Source organism: Saccharothrix sp. DSM 118769, from assembly GCF_052936295.1.
Map to the genome: position 1 here is coordinate 3,800,886 of NZ_CP193627.1, position 18,317 is coordinate 3,819,202.

At 72.7% G+C, this 18,317-nt stretch carries 12 protein-coding genes; 4 read left to right on the forward strand and 8 right to left on the reverse strand.

Annotation, left to right across the window (positions count from 1 at the left end):
• Window positions 1-6: 6 nt before the first annotated feature.
• The 4 genes from ACRAKJ_RS16625 to ACRAKJ_RS16640 form a co-directional block, all read right to left on the reverse strand.
• Window positions 7-1,767 carry a phage tail sheath C-terminal domain-containing protein gene (locus tag ACRAKJ_RS16625; RefSeq protein ID WP_438923983.1) on the reverse strand — a complete coding sequence of 587 codons (1,761 nt, stop codon included), beginning with the start codon at window positions 1,765-1,767 and terminating at the stop codon, window positions 7-9.
• 451 nt (window positions 1,768-2,218) lie between these two features.
• Window positions 2,219-2,584: a hypothetical protein gene (locus ACRAKJ_RS16630; RefSeq protein ID WP_438923984.1), complete on the reverse strand. Its 366-nt coding sequence runs from the start codon at window positions 2,582-2,584 to the stop codon at window positions 2,219-2,221.
• 265 nt (window positions 2,585-2,849) lie between these two features.
• Window positions 2,850-5,714, reverse strand: a complete 2,865-nt coding sequence (locus ACRAKJ_RS16635; RefSeq protein WP_438923985.1) for a BTAD domain-containing putative transcriptional regulator — start codon at window positions 5,712-5,714, stop codon at window positions 2,850-2,852.
• A 108-nt stretch (window positions 5,715-5,822) separates the two neighbouring features.
• Window positions 5,823-8,699, reverse strand: a complete 2,877-nt coding sequence (locus tag ACRAKJ_RS16640; protein WP_438923986.1) for a BTAD domain-containing putative transcriptional regulator — start codon at window positions 8,697-8,699, stop codon at window positions 5,823-5,825.
• Window positions 8,700-8,873: 174 nt separating this feature from the next.
• Between ACRAKJ_RS16640 and ACRAKJ_RS16645 the strand changes: the two genes are divergently transcribed.
• Both ACRAKJ_RS16645 and ACRAKJ_RS16650 read left to right on the forward strand, forming a co-directional pair.
• Window positions 8,874-9,221, forward strand: coding sequence for a hypothetical protein (locus ACRAKJ_RS16645; protein WP_438923987.1), 348 nt, complete (start codon window positions 8,874-8,876; stop codon window positions 9,219-9,221).
• 520 nt (window positions 9,222-9,741) lie between these two features.
• Complete coding sequence (locus ACRAKJ_RS16650; RefSeq protein WP_447009029.1) at window positions 9,742-9,972, forward strand: hypothetical protein; 231 nt, start codon at window positions 9,742-9,744, stop codon at window positions 9,970-9,972.
• Here the strand turns inward: ACRAKJ_RS16650 and ACRAKJ_RS16655 are convergent.
• The 3 genes from ACRAKJ_RS16655 to ACRAKJ_RS16665 all read right to left on the reverse strand — a co-directional run bounded on the left by ACRAKJ_RS16655 (window position 9,923) and on the right by ACRAKJ_RS16665 (window position 13,598).
• Window positions 9,923-11,374: a glycoside hydrolase family 43 protein gene (locus ACRAKJ_RS16655; protein ID WP_438921740.1), complete on the reverse strand. Its 1,452-nt coding sequence runs from the start codon at window positions 11,372-11,374 to the stop codon at window positions 9,923-9,925. The two genes, ACRAKJ_RS16650 and ACRAKJ_RS16655, sit on opposite strands and share 50 nt — an antisense overlap.
• A gap of 14 nt (window positions 11,375-11,388) precedes the next feature.
• A complete protein-coding gene (locus tag ACRAKJ_RS16660) occupies window positions 11,389-12,783 on the reverse strand; it encodes a family 43 glycosylhydrolase (RefSeq protein ID WP_438921741.1) in 1,395 nt (464 codons plus the stop codon).
• A 206-nt stretch (window positions 12,784-12,989) separates the two neighbouring features.
• The gene (locus tag ACRAKJ_RS16665; protein WP_438921742.1) at window positions 12,990-13,598 is read right to left on the reverse strand and encodes a TetR family transcriptional regulator; all 609 of its coding nucleotides are present in this window, start codon (window positions 13,596-13,598) and stop codon (window positions 12,990-12,992) included.
• Between the two features lie 92 nt (window positions 13,599-13,690).
• On the opposite strand from ACRAKJ_RS16665, the gene ACRAKJ_RS16670 reads away from it, so the two are divergent.
• Window positions 13,691-15,907: a glycoside hydrolase family 3 C-terminal domain-containing protein gene (locus tag ACRAKJ_RS16670; RefSeq protein ID WP_438921743.1), complete on the forward strand. Its 2,217-nt coding sequence runs from the start codon at window positions 13,691-13,693 to the stop codon at window positions 15,905-15,907.
• 92 nt (window positions 15,908-15,999) lie between these two features.
• The gene (locus tag ACRAKJ_RS16675) at window positions 16,000-17,169 is read left to right on the forward strand and encodes an ROK family protein (RefSeq protein WP_438921744.1); all 1,170 of its coding nucleotides are present in this window, start codon (window positions 16,000-16,002) and stop codon (window positions 17,167-17,169) included.
• A 160-nt stretch (window positions 17,170-17,329) separates the two neighbouring features.
• Here ACRAKJ_RS16675 and ACRAKJ_RS16680 read toward each other — a convergent pair whose 3' ends face one another.
• Window positions 17,330-18,301 carry a hypothetical protein gene (locus tag ACRAKJ_RS16680; protein WP_438921745.1) on the reverse strand — a complete coding sequence of 324 codons (972 nt, stop codon included), beginning with the start codon at window positions 18,299-18,301 and terminating at the stop codon, window positions 17,330-17,332.
• Window positions 18,302-18,317 lie beyond the last annotated feature (16 nt).

Here is an 18,317-nt window from a genome sequence, read left to right on the forward strand (position 1 = left end):
CGAACCTCACACCTCGATCTGCCCGGCCAGCTGCTCGATCCTGACGACGACGAACTCGGCCGGCTTCAGCGGTGCGAAGCCGACGAGGATGTTCACGATCCCGTTGTCGATGTCGTTCTGCGTCGTGGTGTCCTTGTCGCACTTGACGAAGTACGCCTCGCGCGAGGAGGCGCCCTGGAACGCGCCGCGCTCGAACAGCGTGTTCAGGAACGCGCCCACGTTCAGCCTGATCTGCGCCCACAGCGGCTCGTCGTTGGGCTCGAACACCACCCACTTCGTGCCGCGGTAGAGGCTTTCCTCGATCATCAGCGCCAACCGCCGCACCGGGACGTACTTCCACTGCGAGGCCAGCGCGTCCGCGCCGTCCAGCGTCCGCGCGCCCCACACCACCGGGCCGATCACCGGGAACGACCGCAGGCAGTTCACGCCGAGCGGGTTGAGCAGGCCGTTCTCGGTGTCGTTGAGCGGCACGGTCAGCGCGCGCGTGCCGGTGAGCCGGGCCTCGGTGCCGGCGGGCGCCTTCCACACGCCGCGCTCGCCGTCGGTGCGGGCCATGATCCCGGCCACCGCGCCGCTCGGCGGGAACGACCGCAGCCGACCGGTCAGCGGGTCCACCTGCTCCAGGTGCGGGAAGTACAGCGCCGAGTGGTCGCCGCGCACCGCGTCCAGCGCGGGCAGCCCCGCCCGCGCCCTGGTCAGCGTGTTCCACGCCACCGGGCTGTCCACCAGCAGGAACGCCCGCTTGTCCACGCACAGCCGCTGCGCCTCGGCCAGCACCGCGACCTGCTGGTCGACCGACTCGAACCCGCACACCTCGGGCAGGCACAGCAGGTTCACGTCCGGCACGTCGCGCAGCGCGTGCAGCCCGGTCTTGAGCAGCTCGTTGCCGATCAGGTCGGCCGGACCGGGGACGTCCCCGTCCCGGCCCTCGGTCCCGTTCACCGCGTAGGCGGTGAAGTTCGGGGCCGCGTTGAGGTTCAGCGCGGCGGAGACCGGGCCGCCGAACTCCAGCACGGTGCCCGGGTCGTCGGAGCCCGACACCACCTGGAGGCGGTTGCCCATCGGCACGACGCGCGCCGCGCCGAACGTCCGGGAGCCGGGGGTGTCCGGGATCGTGCGCAGCGCCGCCTCCAGCGCCAGCGCCAGCTCGAACAGGTTCACCGGCGCGCCACCGATCCGCGTCCTGCGCACGGTGTCCTCACCGCGGACCTTCACCTCCAGGTCCCCGTCCGGGATGGCCGGCAGGTCCTCGCCGAACGCGCCCGACACCGTGCCCACCGGTTCCGGCCGCAGGCCGGACCCCTTGTCGTCCACGGTGATCAGGTCCGAGCGGGAGTTGACCACCGCGACGACGTGGCGCGGGTGCGCCGGGTCGGGGGAGACGTCCGCGAAGGTCTCACCGCCGACCCGCAGGGTGTAGGTCTCGTCCGGCGTCGGCGTCGCGTAGTCGATCGACACCCGCAGGCCGTTGCCCCAGGCGCCCGGTTCCTTCGCGCGCACCTCCAGCGCCTCGCCCGGCGCCTTCGCGGGGTTGTCGGTGCTGTTCTTCAGCACCACCGACGCGGGCTCCGCGTTCGAGGCGACCCGCACCACGACGCCGACCGACCCGCCGTTGAGGAAGAACTGGCGCACCGCGTAGCTGACCGGACTGCGGGCGGCGACCCCGCCGAACCGCCGTTCGAAGTCGGCGAAACCGGTGATCGTGACCGCCTCGTCCACCGGACCGCGCGTCGTGTAGCCGACGAACGCGCACACCGACGTGGACACAGCGGTAATCGTGCGAACCCGGCTCGGCAATTCCTCGATGTACACGCCGGGGTAGGTCGGTGAAACAGGCATACGCCCTCCACGATTCCTCGACACTGCTGTGTGCGGAGGAAAGGGCAGGAAGCAAGCCCGAACGGCCCCTCTGGTCCCCAGTCCCCCCGGCGCAAAGGATCAAACCCGATCATTTACCCGGAGGTGCCGGGTGTCAAGCGGGTGAGCGACGTTGCGAAGAATCTGATCCTAATGGGTGAACGGGAACCGATCATTCCTTGGTCGTGCGGAATCCATTGTTCTCGTGCTCTGTTTCTCGATTCAGTCCCGGGTTTTGCAAGTCGTTGGCGTCTTCGGACCCGCGGGGTGACCCGGTGAGCGATGTCCGGTGGAGCCGAACCGCCGTCCGGGACGCCGGGACGTCCCGGACGGTGATCCGGTCTCCGTCGCAGACGGGGTGTCAGCCGTTCGCGAAGTAGATCCTGGCTCCGGCGCAGCTGTCCGGGCAGTGGAGCTCGGCCCGGTACGTCGAGTACACCCGATTACGCCAGATGTCGTGGTTGCCGCTGCTGCGGTTCTCCCGGACGACCTCCGGCGAGCCGGGGACCGCGACATCGCGGACGAGGACGAACGAACGGCCGACGACCCCTGTCGTGGCGGCGTGGAAGATCGTGGAACCGGCCGTGTTGATCGGTGGGGTCACGCAGGACCACTGCGTGACCCTGCAGTGCACCTGATCGATGGCGAGCGCCGAGCCCGGAACGGCCAGCGAGATCGCCATCGCACCGGCGGACGCCAATGCCGTGGACAAGATCCTCGTTCTCATGTGCTCCTCCTCGACGGGCCCGCCGGGTGCCGCGGTCGACCGGGTTCCTGCGGTTCGGTGGTCGACAGCCGGGCGGGCCGGCGTGTTCCACTGTGCGCCGCCGACTCCGCAGGTTTTCCGAAATTTTCAACAATCCGCTGGTCAGGTCTGGTTTCACGGCACACGGTATTGATCGTGCGCGTGCACCCCACGACCTCCGCGGTCGACGGGTGGAATTTTCTCCGGGCGGTACAGACATGTTGGAGGTGTTCACAGAGAACGGCGGTCAGGTGGGGCCGGCGGACTCGCCGAGGCTGTCCAACCGTCCCTGGACGCACTGGGCGTCAGCGTTGCGCCCCTGTTGCCGGTACAACTCCTGTGCTTGTCGCCACGCGGCGCGAGCCCGGGCGCGCTGGCCGAGGGCGACGTGGGGGTGCCCCAGGTTGTCGAGGGTGCGGGCCGCCTCGGCGTTGTTGCCGAGAGCGCGGTACAGGTCGAGGGCCTGGCGGTAGTGCCTGACCGCTTGGCGGTGCTGGCCAGTGCGGTGGGCGATGTACCCGAGGCTGTCCTGGGTGGCCGCCTCGCCGTCGCGGTGGTGGTGCAGGCGGCACAGGACGAGGGCGGCCCGGCAGTGGTCGCGGGCGGTGTCGTAGTCGCCCAGCCGGGCCGTGTACCAGCCGGCGGTGTTGAGTTCGCGCGCTTCCCCCACCGGGTGCCCGAGGGTGCGGTAGAGGCGCAGGGCGTGGTGGGTGTGCTCCAGGGCTTTCCGGTCGTCCTCTTGGAATTCCCAGGCCCGCGCGAGTTCATGGTGGGTGTGCGCCTGTTCGGCAAGGTCGTGGTGCCGTTCTGCCGAGGCGAGGGCATGGTGCAGGTGTTCGACTGCCTGCTCATGCCACCCCGATTCCGCGTAGGTGTGGCCGAGGAGCCGGTGGGCCACGACGGGGGCGGCGGGGTCCGGCAGGTGGGTGGCGGCGTCGGCGGCGGCTCGCCACACGGCCAGCGCGTCGGGGTGGTGCCCCCGCCACTGGTGGAAGGTGGTCAGGGTCCAGGCCAGGTGCCACACGGCTTCGTGGCGGTGGTGGGCGCTGGCGGTGTGCTGGGCGGCCAGGAGGTGCGGGTGGTGGGTGTCCAGCCAGGCCATCGCGGCCGGCTGGTCCGGCAGCGGGTGCGGGTGGGTTCTGTGGGCGGGCGGATCGAGCCGGATCGGCCGACGGTGCGGGTTGAGCAGGTTTTCGGCGGTGTGGGCGGTGTGCCGGTAGAAGTCCACCACCCGCTCCAGCGCTGCTCGCCGCACCGGCTCGGAGAGGCTGCTGAGGGCGGTGGTGGCGGCGTAGGCGCGGACCACGTCGTGCATCCGGTAGCGGCCGTGCGGGTGTTGGTCGAGCAGGGAGTGGTTCTCCAGGGCGCGTACGACCTTGCGCGTGCGGGCTTCGGGCAGAGCGGTGAGGGACGCGGCGGCGGGCAGGTCGAAGTCCGGGCCGGGCGCGATCCCGAGCAGGGCGAACACCGCGCGCTGCACATCGGTGAGGTGACGCAGGGACCATGAGAGCACCGCGGGCAGGCTGGCGGTGGGATCGGTCTCATGGTCGAACGCCTCCAGTCCGAGATCACGCAGTTCGGCGGCCAACGCGGCCAGCGGAACCCGTGAACGGGTCACGGCGTGGCGGGCGGCGATCGCCAACGCCAGCGGGTGGTATCCGCACAACTCGACCAGCTCTCCGATCGCTCCCGGTTCGGCGTCGACCCGCTGTTCCCCCAGGCGTCGGGCCAGCAGGGTGCGGGCCTCGTCGCGGGTGAGGACGCCCAGTGACAGGTGACGGGCGCCGTACCGGTCGATCAGGGAGGACAAGGTGGTGCGTCCGGTGACCAGCACGGTGCAGGTGGGGGTGCCCGGCAGCAGCGGCAGGACCTGGTCGGTGGTGGCCGCGTTGTCCAGCACGACCAGCACGCGCTTGCCGGCGATCACGCTGCGGTACAGCGCCGCCTGGGCCTCCAGGTCAGTCGGGATGCCATCGGGTTCGACACCGAAGGCATCGAGGAACCCGCGAACCGCGGCCACGGGGTGCAAGGGCCGGTTGCCGGGGCTGAAACCGCGCAGGTCGACGAACAACTGCCCGTCGGGGAAGCGGTGGGCGTTGCGGTGCGCCCAGTGCAACGCCAACCAGGTCTTGCCGACACCGCCCACTCCGCCGATCGCCGCGATGACGACCTCTCCGGCGGTCGCTGTCCTCGACCTGGGCGTGGCTCCCGCTCTCGCGGACGGGTGTTCGCCCGGCTTGTCGGTCGACAGCTCGTCCAGGTGGACCAGTTCGGCGGCACGACCGGCGAACGGCCGTGGTGGCGCGGGCAACTGCCGGGGCACCGGGCAGCACGATCCCGCTGTCGCACCCACCGTCGCCGAGGACAGGGTGGGGTCCGCGGTGAGGATGCGGTGGTGCAGCTGTCGCAGCTCCGGTCCGGGGTCGGCACCCAACTCGTCGGCCAGCCGGGTGCGCACGTCCTGGTAGAGGGCCAGGGCTTCGGCCTGACGTCCACCGCGGTACGAGGCGAGCATGAGTTGGGCGGCCACGCGTTCGTCCAACGGGTGCGTGGTCGCGCGGAGTGTCAGCTCGGGCAGGACCTCGGCGTGCCGCCCGAGCCGCAGTGCCAGGTCGAGGCGTTCGGCGTCGGCGGCGAACCGCTCCAGCTCCAGCCCTTCCCGCACTGCGACGGCCCAGGGCGTGTCCAGATCCGCCAACGCCCCGCCCCGCCACAGCGCGCGCGCCTGCCCCAGCAGGTCCAGGGCACGGGACGCTTCCGCCGTGGTCCGTGCCTGGGCGACCAGACCGCGGAACCGGTGCACGTCCACCTGGTCGGCATCGGTCAGCAGGACGTAACCGCCTCCACGTCGCTCGATCGTCACCGCTCCCGCGATGTCGGCGGCGACCAGCGCTTGACGCAGGTGGGACAGGTAGTTGCTGACCAGTTGCCGTGCCCGGTGCGGCGGCTGTTCTCCCCAGACCCGGTCCACTACCTGGTCGGTCGTCACAACCTCGTTGGCGTCGGCCAGGAGCGCCGCCAGCACGCATCGCCGGCGGGCGTGCCCGAGATCCACCCGGGAGCCGTCGACGAGGAGCTCCACCTGACCCAACAGCCGCAGTTCCACCGTCATGGCGGCACTCTCCCCTCGACCACCGCTGGGCTTCCCATTCCCCCCCACCGGACAGGCGATCCGCAGGGTGCCGTGCACGCCCTCCACTCATTCGCTCAGACACCGGGATCAGCTCCGCGGCAACGCGTCGAACTGTCGTTGGACGCGATCGGCGGCAGCGTGGTGGTGTTGCTCGCGGTACACCTCCAGCGCCGCGAGCCACAGGGCTCGGGCCTGCTCGTACTGCTCCAGGGCGGCGTGCGTTGCACCCAGCCGGTCGCGGACTGCGGCGACGTGGTAGGTGTAGCCGAGAGCATCGAGCAGGGCGAGTGATCGCTGGTAGCAGTCGATCGCCTCGCGGTGGTGGCCGGTGTGGTGAGCGATGTGCCCCATGGTTTCCCACACGTCCGCTTCGCCGTCGGGGTCGGGGTGCCGGCGGTAGAGGAGGAGTGCGGCCTGGCAGTGCTCACGGGCCCGGTCGTGGTCCCCGAGTCGGGTGGCGCACCACCCGACGGCGTTGAGTGCGGTGGCTTCTCCTCCGGGATCTTCCAGCACGCGGAAGAGGCCCGCGGCGTGCACGGCGTGTTCCAGTGCCTGCCGGAAGGCCCCTTCCTGCTCCGGGGGTTGCAGTTGCCAACTCCGCACCTGCCAGCTCCGCGCGAGCATCAGCCGGGTGCTCGCCCCGTTGACGTGGTCCTGGTGCTGTTCCGTCAGGACGAGCGCCCGTTGCAGGTGTTCGACGGCCTGTTCGTGCTGCCAGAGGTCGGCACAGCAGTTGCCGAGGCGCCTGAGGGACACGGCCAGGACCGCGGGGTCCTGGAGGTGTTCGGCGGCGTCCAGCCCGGTCTGCCAGACGGCGAGGTGGTCGCGTCGGCGCCCTCGTCTGACCAGGAAATCGCTCAGGCACCAGACCAGTTGCCACGCCATCCGGTACCAACCTCGTGAAGTAGCGGTGCCCAGTGCGGCCAGGAGGCAAGGGCTTTCGTCGTCGAACCAGGTCAGGGCCGCAGACAGGTCGGGCAACGGGTGGGGGAGGTACGAGGGTTCGGGTGGGTCGACCCACGGCGCGCGTCGGTGGGGAGCGAGAAGTCCCTGGCCGGTGTACGCGGTGTGCGCGTAGAACCCGACCAGCCGCCGCAACGCCGCCTGCCGCGCCGGCTCGGCAGGCTCGTGGCCGGCGAGGGCGGCCGCGTAACCGCGCACGAGGTCGTGCATGCGGTAGCGACCGCGGCTGTCGCGGCTCACCAAGCAGGCGTCCTCCAAGCCGCGCAACAGCGCCCGGGTCCGGGCGAGGGGGAGACCGGCGAGGTTGGCGGCGGCGGGCAGCCCGGTGTCGGGACCGGGGGCGGTGCCCAGGTGCGCGAAGACCTGCCGTTGCTCGGCGGTCAGGTGGTGCAGGGACCACGACAGGACCGCGGGCAGGCTGGCGGCGGGTTCGTCGCTGTCGAGCGCGATCAGGCCAGTGTCCCGGAGTTCGTCGACGAGTTCGGTCAGGGTGGTTCCAGGCTGGCTGTGGGCGCGTGCCGCGAGGATGCCCAAGGCCAGCGGGAACCCGCCGCACAGCAGGATCACGTCGTCCACCGCCGACGATTCGGCTCTCGTGCGCTCCTCGCCGAGGCGGCGGGTGAGCAGGGAACGGCCTTCCGGCGGGGAGAGCACGTCCAGGTACAGGTGATGGGCACCGTGCGCGGTGATCAGGCCGGGCAGTCGGTGCCGGCTGGTGACCACCACCGTGCAGGTGTTCCCACCGGGCAGGAGCGGGACGACCTGGTCGGTGGTGGCGGCGTTGTCCAGCACGATGAGCATCCGCCTGTTGGCGACCAGGCTGCGGAACAGCGCGGCCTGGGCGTGCGGGTCGACGGGGACGCGGTTGCGCGGCACACCGAGGGCGTCGAGGAAGCCTCGCACGGCCACCGCCGGCTCCATGGGCTGTGAGTCCGGGCTGAAGCCGCGCAGGTCGACGAACAGCTGCCCGTCGGGGAACCACTCGGAGTGCTGGTGCGCCCAGGTGATCGTCAGCCAGGTCTTCCCCATGCCGCCCGCCCCGGCCAGTGCGCAGACCACCACGGTGCGTCCGGCGGTGGAGTCGTTGAGCGTGACGAGGTCGAGTCGCCCCAGTTCATTGTCGCGGCCGACGAACGGCTCGGGTGCGGCCGGGAGTTGCCGGGGCACGATCGCCGGGTCGGTCGCGGCCGGCTCAGGGGCCGCAGCAGCAGGCGATCCGGGTGACGTGGTTCCGACCGCCGCAGCGCCCGTCGGGGAAGGCGGTGCCAGTTCCGCGGCGTCGGTGAGGACTCGTTGGTGCAGCAGGCGCAGTGTGGCGCCGGGATCGGCCCCGAGTTCGTCGGCCAACCGCAGCCGCAGCCGGTCGTAGTGCAGCAGTGCTTCGGCCTGGCGGCCACCGCGGTGCAGGGCGAGCATCAGTTGACCCGCGACGCGCTCGTCGAGTGGGTGTTCCCGGGCACGGGCGGTCAGCTCGGGGAGCAGTTCGACGTGGTTGCCCGAGCGCAACCGCAGGTCGACCCGATCCACGTCGGCCGAGAAGCGCTCCCGCTCCAGTTCTTCGCGCACGGTGTTGATCCACGGCGTGTCCAAGCCGGCACAAGCCGGTCCCCGCCACAGCCGTGAGGCCCGCTCCAACAGGGTCACCGCGCGGGATTCGTCGGCCTGCGACCGGGCCAGGCCCACCAACTCCCGGAAGAGGTGCAGGTCCACCGCACTTTCGTCCATCTCCAGCACGTACCCGGTGGAACGCCGTCGGATGGGCGCCGGGCGGTCGTCGACGGTCAACACCTTGCGCAAGCGCGAGAGGTAGCTGCTGACCACTTCCCGCGCCCGGCGCGGCGGGTCGTCCGCCCACACCCGGTCGACGAACTGCTGCACTGTCACCACTCGGTTCACCTCGATCAGCAACACGACCAACACGCACTGCTGTCGAGCGTGCCCCACCTCCAGTCGCTCGCCGTCGACCAGACCTTCGACATTGCCCAACAACCGCAGTTCCACCGAACCTCCCCGTAGGGACCTCCCTACCGCCGCGCCCTCGCGGTCGACACCGCTGACCGGTCGATTCCAGCGATCCGGCAGGCAGCACGAGAACACGGCGTGATCACCGAACGCCAGTCGTTCACCGTGAACGCGTCCCGGCAGGAGGTCGGGCGGGAATCGACAGGAGAACCCGTGAACACCTATCGACGGATGGCCGTGACGGTCGCTTTCTGCGCCGCGTCCTCCATGGCGGTGCCGCACCAGGCCGGTGCCGCACCGCACACCGGTGCGGCGATCGTCAGGGCTTCAGGACTGGCGTCGTGCACGCCGCGCCACCTCGACGCCGAGTACTGGGCGACCTGCACCGCGGGCCGCACGCCGTCCAGGGTGCGGGTGGGTGGTCTGTGCAGGCAACCGACCGGGGACGACACGTGGCGCTGGACGGACTGGATCACCGTCTCCGGCAGCAACAGCACACCGATGCAGGGCCGGTGCGACATCGAGGTGCACGACTCCGCGGTCGAGGTCCAATCGCTCTGAACACCGGGCGGGAACCGCCCGGACACCGACTCGGTCACTTCTCGATCGCCCTCGGCGACCGTGAGCGCGCTCTTGTGGCGTGAAGCGCTGCGGCTGTGGATCACCTGCATGTCGGTTACCCGGGCACAATGCCGCGCGTGGAGCCGATTACCGAGGCGGAGGTTCGGGTCGTCCCGGCCAACGAGGCGTCGTGGGACGACGTCGAGGCCGTTTCGGGGCTTCCGACCTCGGTGAGTGCTGCTGCCGGCGGTTCGAGCTCGGGAATTGATCCGGCGGGACAGCCGCAGGAGGGGTGGGGCACCGCTTAGCGGGAGCAGGCCGCTCGCGGTCGAGCGGGCGCGTCCACCAACGGGTTGATCGCCTACGGCGAGCCGGCGGGGTGGGTGGCCGTCGAACCCCGGATCGCCTACTCGGAGTTGCGGACGCTCCGCGTTCCTCGGGGTGGTCGGAATGAAGACAAGACGACGGCGTGTGGGCCGTGACGTGCTTCGTGGTCCGCAAGGGGGGCCGGAGGCACGGGGTGACCTACGTGCTCGCCCGCGCCGCGGTCGCGTACGCGCGCGACCGCGGCGCCGAGGCGGTGGAGGGGCACTCGACGACGACCCGGTCGGGCAAGCAGGTCACCCGGGGCGAACTGCACGTCGGTGCTCACCAGGTCTTCGAGGGCGCCGGGTTCGTCGAGGTCGGGAACCCGGCGGGGTTCACCCCGTCAGCCGGAACGTCGCGTCCGCCCTCCCCGTCGCGTCCGTGATCGGGTCGAGCCGCAACTGGTAGCCGTAGTGGCGGATGTGGCGGTCCGGGTGGTTGTACGACTGGAACGACGCCCACGACGAGGAGGCCAGCCCCGCCACCTGGCGGAACGAGGCGTCACCGCCGAACGTCGCGGTGCCGTCGTTCGCGGCCAGCACGAAGTCGAAACCGTAGTGCCGCAGGTAGTGACCGGGGTAGTTGACCGACTGGAACGACACCGTGCCCGTCCCGGCCAGGCCGGTCACGACGCGGAACTGGGAGTCCTGCACCGGGCTCACGTTCGGGTCGATCCGCACGTCGAAGTCGGCGTGCCGCACGTACCGGTCCTGGTGCGTGTACGACTGGATGCGGCTGACCGGTGCGGACGCGCCCCACTTCGCCAGCACCCGGCCCTCCTCGGCGGCGGTGAGGTTGAGGATCGAGCCGTGCCGCTTGCGCGTGCCGCCCAATGAGAAGTCGGTGCGGGTGGCGAAGTTCCGCGTGCTGCCCAGGTTCGACGACGTGATCGGCATGTACCCGCGCCCGGTGGCGTACTGGTCCAGCCACAGCGCCCACTCGGTGCGGCCGTTGAAGCGCATCCACATCGGACCCTCGACCACGGTGCCGCCGGTGGCCCCGTTGGAGATCCCCATGTGCGACAGGTTGCCGATGGTGGTCCACGTGCCCAGGATCGAGTTGCTGCCCTCGACGGTGATGTGGCCGTCGGCGGAGGCGCGGAAGTAGCGGTACCCGCCCACGCCCTCGGGCGACTCGACCACCTGGGTGTCGATGACGCCCTGCCCCGCGCCCCGGTCGAGGTAGAGCACCGGCGTGCTCACGGACCGGAAGTCCCTGGTGCGCACGTAGTAGATGCGGTGCTTCTTCACGCCGTTGAGCGTCGCGTTCGTCGCCCAGTAGACGACGTAGTCGCCGGACGCCGGGTCGTGGATCGCCTCGGGGGCCCACGCGTCGCCCGCACCGGGGATGCCGCCCGCCACGTTCAGCAGGCGCGGCGCGGACCAGGTGACCAGGTCGGTGGACTCCCACACCACCAGGGACTTGCTGCCGTTGTTGGCCGCGTCGGACCACGACGTGCCGCTCGCGATGCGCAGGTCCGTCGCGATGATCCAGTACCGGTCGCCGGCGGGGGAGCGGACCAGCGCGGGGTCGCGCACGCCGCGCGTGCCCACGGTGGACAGCAGCACGGGCGCGCCGTTGTTCAGGTCGGTCCAGCGCAGGCCGTCCCGGCTGTGCGCCAGGTGCAGCTGCTCGCCGGTGGCGTGCTCGCCGGTGAAGTGCGCCATCAGGTAGCCGGTGAACGGCTCGGCGGCCGACGCGCGCGGGGCGGTCGGGGCCGACCAGGACGTGAGCAGCAGGGCGGCGGCGGCGAACAGGGCGCCGACCCTCGTGGTCGTTCGGGACACAGCGGGACTCCTCGTCACAGCGTCGGGACGATCGGGCTGATGGTGCCGTCGGCGTTGAACGCCATGCGGTCGACGGTCACCTCGCGGTTGGTGCCGTTGCCGGCGGGCACGGCGAACCGGTGGTAGGCCGCGTACCAGGTGTCGGTGCCGGGCACCCGCACCACCGAGTGGTGGCCGGGCCCCTTGACGCCGAGGTCCAGGCGCTTCTGGAGCACGACCCCGCGCTTGGTCCACGGGCCCAGCGGCGACGGGCCGGTGGCGTAGGCGACGCGGTAGTCCTCGTCGCGCGTGTCGTTCTCCGACCACGTGAAGTAGTAGGTGCCGTTGCGCTTGAGCACGAACGACGCCTCGCGGTAGCCGCTCGGGGTGGCGGTGCGCACCTGCGCGGGGTCGAACGACACCATGTCCGCGTTGAGCGGCACGACGTGCGCGGCGCCGTTGCCCCAGTACAGGTAGGACCGCCCGTCGTCGTCGGTGAACACCATCGGGTCGATGGCCTGCCCGGCGTACGCCCCGGCGCGGACGAGCGGGCGCCCGAGCGCGTCGCGGAACGGGCCGGTGGGCGAGTCGGACACCGCCACGCCCAGGTGCTTGCCCGTGTCGCCGAACGCCGCGCCGCCGCTGAAGTACAGCCAGTACCGGCCGTTCTTCGCCACCACCGCCGGCGCCCACGCCGAGTCGTCCGCCCACGACACGTCCGGGCCGAGGTCGAGCACCGGGCCGTGGTCGGTCCAGTTCACCAGGTCGGTGGAGGAGAACGCCTTGTAGTACGGCGAGGCCCAGCCCGCGTAGCCGTCCGTCGTGGGGTAGAGGTGGTAGCGGCCGTCGAGGTGCACGATGTGCGGGTCGGCGAACAGGCCGGGGAGCACCGGACCCCTGGTCGTCTTCGGGGTCCACGGCGCGGTGAGCCGGAACGAGCTGTCGGCGCGGAAACCCGCGGTGTCCTGGTACGGGTCCACCCACAGCTCGAAGTCGCGGTGCCGCAGCCGCCGGTCCGGGTGGCTGAACGGCACGAGCGACACCGAGCCGGTCACCGACCCGGCCGCGGCGCAGAACGTCGCGTCCTCGCGGAACCGCGCGTCACCCGTGTTCGGCTCCAGGCGCACGCGCCAGTCGCGGTGCCGCAGGAACATCCCGTTGGCCGCCTGGAACGAGGAGCACGACGGCGAGGCCAGGCCGTTGACCGCGGTGAACGTGGCGTCGGACTTCACCCGCGCCGTGCTGCCGGCCGTCACGGGGTCGAGCCGGCCGAGGAAGTCGACGTGCCGGACGTACCGGCCGGGGGAGTTGACCGCCTCCAGCGACCTCGCGCCGGCGGGCAGCGGGGCGGCGGAGGCGGCGGCCGGCAGGGCGAGCGAGGCGGCGAGGACGAGGAGCGACACCGCGCAGGCGCGGGCTCGTCGGTGCATGGTCTGCTCCGATCTGCGGTGGTCGGGGCGACAAGCTCTTGTTAGCGCTAACAACCGAGGGTGCGGAGCGGCGGTGTCGACGAGTGGGGTGGGTCACCTTCGTAACGCGGGGAGTGCGGCGTTGTCAACAGCGGCTCTCGGGTGACGGTGTTAGCGATAACGCGATCCGGTCGGCTCCGGGTGCCGCGTCGACCGCGTCGAGCGGGCTAGCGCGACCCGGCGAACAGCACCTCGGCGGCGGCTTCCCACTGCTCGACCAGGTCGGTGGTGGCGGGTGCGCGCAGCCACTGGACCTGGAGGCCGTCCATCATCGCCACGACCTGCCGGGCCAGGGAGCCCGGTGAGCCGGTGAGCCCCTTGGCGAGGTCGGTGAACACGGCGAGCGTGCTGTCCTGGCGGGCCGCGAAGTAGGCGTGCGCGGGGTGGCTCGGGGCCAGCGACTCGGCCTCCAGCACGGCGAACAGCCGCACGATCTCCGGCTGCGCCGCGTTGCGCCGCACCAGCGCCGAGCACATCCGCCGCAGGTCCACGCCGGTGAGGTCGACGGGCGGCGCGGGCGCGCCCAGTTCGGCGGCGAGCGTCCGGGCGTCCTCGGCGTCGCGGTGCTCCAGGACGGCGATGAGCAGGCCGTCCTTCGACCCGACGTGGTGCAGCAGGCCGGGCACGGTGAGGCCGCAGTCGTCGGCGACGTCCTGCATCGACAGGCCCCAGAAGCCCCGTTCGGCGATCAGCCGGGTGGTCACCTCGACGATCTGCCGCCGCCGCTCGGCCGCCGGCAGGCGCGCACGGTCCCGCCGGGCCGGTTCACCCGCCACGGTCGCACCCCCTGCCGTCCGGTCGCGCCCAGGGTACCGTGGGCCGAGTACTTAGTAGGTACTCAGTAACGCGGGACCACGAAGGGAACACCGTGAGCACCGACGACCGGCCGCCGCACCTGTCCACGGCGGAGAAGGCCGCGCTGACCAGCGGCGGCGACTTCTGGCACACCACCGCCGTCGCGGGCGTCCCCGCGATCACCCTCACCGACGGGCCGCACGGCGTCCGCGCGCAGCGCGCCGGCGGCGACCACGTCGGCCTGCTCGACAGCGAGCCGGCGACCTGTTTCCCGCCCGCCGTCGCGCTCGGCTCCACCTGGGACCCCGACCTGGTCCGCCGGGTCGGCGAGGCGCTCGGCGAGGAGGCCCGCGCGATGGGCGTGCACGTCCTGCTCGGCCCCGGCGTCAACCTCAAGCGCACCCCGCTCGGCGGCCGCAACTTCGAGTACTACGCGGAGGACCCGCTGCTCGCCGGCGTCCTCGCGGTCGAGTGGGTGCGCGGCCTCCAGAGCCGGGGCGTCGGCGCGTCGCTCAAGCACTTCGCGGTCAACAGCCAGGAGACCGACCGGATGCGGGTGAGCGCCGACGTCGACGAGCGCACCCTGCGCGAGGTGTACCTGAGGGCGTTCCGGCGGGTCGTGCGGGACGCCCGGCCGTGGACCGTGATGTGCGCCTACAACAAGGTCAACGGCGTCCACGCCTCCGAGCACCACTGGCTGCTCACCGAGGTGCTGCGCGACGAATGGGGCTTCGACGGTCTGGTGGTGTCCGACTGGGGCGCCGTGGTCGACCGCGTCGCCGCCGTGCGGGCCGGGCTCGACCTGACCATGCCCGGTCCCGACCCCGCCGGGGACGAGGCCCTGGTGCGGGCGGTGGAGGACGGCACGCTCGACGCCGCCGCCCTGGACACCGCCGCCGACCGGGTCCTGGCCCTGGTCGACCGGGCGGTCGCCGGGGCCGACCCGGCGGCGACCCGCGACGCCGACGCGCACCACGCCCTCGCCCGGGAGGTCGCCGCGCGCGCCGTCGTGCTGCTCAAGAACGACGGCGGCCTGCTGCCGCTGCCGCGCGGGGGCGTGTCGGTCGCGGTCGTCGGCGAGTACGCGCGGAGCCCGCGCTACCAGGGCGGCGGCAGCTCGCAGGTCAACCCGACCCGGCTGGACGACGCGCTGACCGCGATCAGGGGGCTGACGTCCGCGCCCGTCGCGTTCGCCGCCGGCTACTCGCTCGACGGCGACGACGGGAACGGCGGGGCGCTCGCCGCCGAGGCGGTCGAGACCGCGCGGGCCGCCGACGTGGCGGTGGTCTTCATCGGCACCGCGCAGGAGACCGAGGGGCTCGACCGCGCCTCGCTCGACCTGCCCGCCGACCAGGTCGCGCTCGTCGAACGGGTCGTGGAGGCCAACCCGAGGACCGTCGTCGTGCTGTCCAACGGGGCCGTCGTGCTCACCCGCCCCTGGGACCGCGCGGTGCCCGCCCTGGTGGAGGGGTGGCTGCTCGGCCAGGCGGGCGGGAGCGCGCTCGCCGACGTGCTGTTCGGCGTGGTGGACCCGTCGGGCCGGCTCGCCGAGACCATCCCGCTCGCGCTCGCCGACCACCCGTCCCACCTGGACTTCCCGGGCGAGGCCGGGCACGTCCGCTACGGCGAGGGCCTGCACGTCGGCCACCGCGGGTTCGACGCGCGCGGGCAGGAGGTCGCCTACCCGTTCGGCTTCGGCCTGTCCTACACCACCTTCACCTACGGCACGGCGAGCGCGTCCACCGCGGACGGCGGCGTCGAGGTGCGGGTGCCGGTCACCAACGACGGCGACCGGGACGGCCGCGAGGTCGTCCAGGTGTACGGGAGCGTGCCGGGCTCGGCGGTGCGCCGCGTGCCGCGCGAGCTGAGGGGCTTCGCCCTCGTCGAGGTCCCGGCCGGGCGCACGGTCGAAGCCGTGGTGCGCATCCCGCGCGCCGACCTGGAGCACTGGGACCCGCGCCTGGGGCGGTGGGTCGTCGAGGGCGGCGAGCACGTCTTCGAGGTCGGCGCGTCGTCGCGCGACCTGCGCGCGGCGGTGTCGGTCGTGGTCGACGGCGACGACACCAGGGTGCCGCTGACGGCGGACTCGACGCTCGCCGAGTGGCAGGCCGACCCGAGGGGCGCGCAGGTGTTGGGAGAGGCCCTGGCCGACGGCGGGGGCGGGATGTTCGCCGACCCGCAGGTCTTCGCCTTCCTCGGCAGCCTGCCGCTGGGCCGGCTCGGCGCGTTCCCGGGCAGTCCGCTCGACGCCGCGCGGGTCGCCGACCTGGTCACCCGGGCCAACCCCTGAGGCCAGGCCGCCGACCGGTCCGTTCGGATGATCCCCAGTGCGCCGCAACACGAAGCTGACCAGGAGCTTTCACGCTCTGCGACACTGGGCGGATGGACAGGGCACCGGGCTACGCCACCGCCTCCCCCGCCGCGGTCCTGCGCCTGCTCAGGGACGGCCGGCCCCGCACCCGGGCCGACATCGCGGCCGAGACGGGGTTGGCGCGGTCCGCCGTCCGCACCCGCCTGGAGGCGCTGCTGGACGCGGGGCTGGTCGTCGGCGGCGGCATCGGGCAGTCCACCGGCGGCCGGCCGGCCGACCTGTTCTCGTTCAACGCCGGCGCGCGGTCGGTGCTGGTCGCCGACGTCGGCGCCACCCGCGCCACGGTCGCGGTGACGGACCTCGACGGCCGGCTGTCGGCGGTCGAGGAGGTGCCGCTGGACATCGCGGACGGTCCCGCCGCCGTCCTGCCGCTGCTGGTCAAGACGTGGCGCGGGATGCTCCCCGACCTCGACCCGGCCACCCTGGCCGGTGCGGGCATCGGCCTGCCCGGTCCGGTGGAGCACTCCAGCGGCCGGCCGAACAACCCGCCGATCATGCCCGGCTGGGACGGGTTCGACGTGCCGGGCGCGGTCGGCGCGGAACTCGGCGTGCCGGTCCTGGTCGACAACGAGGTCAACCTGATGGCGCTGGGCGAGCACACCCGGTGCTTCCCGGACTCCCGGCACGTGATCGTCGTCAAGATGGCCACCGGCATCGGCGCGGGCTTCATCAGCAACGGCGTGCTGCACCGGGGCGCGGCCGGCGCGGCGGGCGACCTGGGGCACGTGCACGCGCCCGGTGCGGGCGACGTGCTGTGCCGGTGCGGCAACACGGGCTGCCTGGAGGCCGTGGCGGGCGGACCGGCGCTGGCGTCGGCGCTGCGGGCGCGGGGCGTGGAGGCGTGGACCGCGGCGGACGTGGTGCGGCTGGTGCGCGAGGGCAGCGCCGAGGCCGGTCGGGTGGTGCGCCAGGCGGGCCGCGAGGTGGGCGAGGTGCTGGCGGCGTGCGTCAGCATGTTCAACCCGTCGCTGATCGTGGTGGGCGGCCTGGTCGCCCAGTCGGGGGAGATGCTGCTGGCGGGCGTGCGCGAGTCGGTCTACCGCCGCTCCCTGCCGCTGGCGACCCAGGACCTGCGCATCGTCACGTCCAAGGCGGGCACCGAGGCGGGTGTGCTGGGCGCGTCCGTGATGGTCGTGCAGCACGTGCTGTCGGCCGAGGTCCTGGACCGCCGGCTGACCTGACGCCCCCGGCGGCCCTGGACCCCGGCGGCCCTGGACCCGCCTGGCGGTCCCGGACCCGCTCGGCGGCCCTGGACCTGTCCGGCGGACCTGGACCCGCCCGGCGGTCCCGGACCCCCGGCGGTCCCGGACCCGCGCACGGGCCGGGACCGGGATCGCGCGGTCACAGACCGGCGGGACCCCTCGCGGCGACCTCGGCCCGCGCCTCGGCCGCCCGGTCCTGGGCGCGCCGCCCGCCCGTGCCGCGGGCGGTGTCGTCGGCGAGCGCGGCACCGGCCGCCGGTGCCGGCGCGGTGTGGTCGCCGGTGATGCCGCCGCGGACCCGGTTGTCGGCCGCCACCTCGGCCACCGGGTTGTTGGCGGTCAGCCGGAGCTCGCCGTTGATCACGTTGTCGTGCAGCGTGGTGCGGCCGGTGGTGCTGGAGACGACGACGTCCCGGGCGAAGTAGCCGCCCGAGGCGCAGGTGTCCAGCGCGCCGTTCGGCCCGAGCTGGATGCCGCCGAGGCTGCCCGCGAACGTCGCCCTGCCCTGCACCGCGCCACCGCACACGACGCTGCCGGTGGCGTTGTTCAGCACCGACAGCGCGCCGTCCACGAAGGTGTCGTGCAGGTCGGTGAAGTACGCGCCGCTGGTGCCGACGTCGCCGGTGATCTCGCTGCCGGTCACGCTGACCTCGCCGGACCCGGCCGTCAGGTCGCCGTCGATCGACGAGCCGCCCTCGACGAACAGGAACCCGTCGGCCGCCGCCGAGCCCCTGGGCTCGACCACGACCCGGCCGGTGCCGGTGTTCTTCAGGAACACGCCGAACCCGCCCGGCGCGAGCACGACCTGCCCGTCGACGCGGGTGTCGGTGGCGTCGAGGTACCCGTCGGCGGCGACCCGGACCTCGCCGTTGACCGTGCCGCCCGTCACCACCAGGTTGGCGCCCGCCGCCACCTGCACGTTGCCGGTGACGGTGGTGCCGGCCAGCGAGCACGACCCCCCGGCGGGCACGAGCAGGTCGTTGGGGACCGTCACGGCCCCGCCGCTGCCCACGCAGTGCGTGACCAGGCCCGCGTGGGCGGTCGGGGCGAGCACCGCGGCGGCGGCGACGACGCTCAGGGTCGCGAGTGCGGATGCGGTCCGTCTGGCCATGGTCGTTCTCCCTGCT

Excerpts from the sequence above, each read along its gene's own strand:
- ACRAKJ_RS16630 (WP_438923984.1), bottom strand. The coding sequence starts at position 2,584 with ATGAGAACGAGGATCTTGTCCACGGCATTGGCGTCCGCCGGTGCGATG.
- ACRAKJ_RS16635 (WP_438923985.1), bottom strand. The coding sequence starts at position 5,714 with ATGACGGTGGAACTGCGGCTGTTGGGTCAGGTGGAGCTCCTCGTCGAC.
- ACRAKJ_RS16660 (WP_438921741.1), bottom strand. The coding sequence starts at position 12,783 with ATGCACCGACGAGCCCGCGCCTGCGCGGTGTCGCTCCTCGTCCTCGCC.
- ACRAKJ_RS16675 (WP_438921744.1), top strand. The coding sequence starts at position 16,000 with ATGGACAGGGCACCGGGCTACGCCACCGCCTCCCCCGCCGCGGTCCTG.
- ACRAKJ_RS16680 (WP_438921745.1), bottom strand. The coding sequence starts at position 18,301 with ATGGCCAGACGGACCGCATCCGCACTCGCGACCCTGAGCGTCGTCGCC.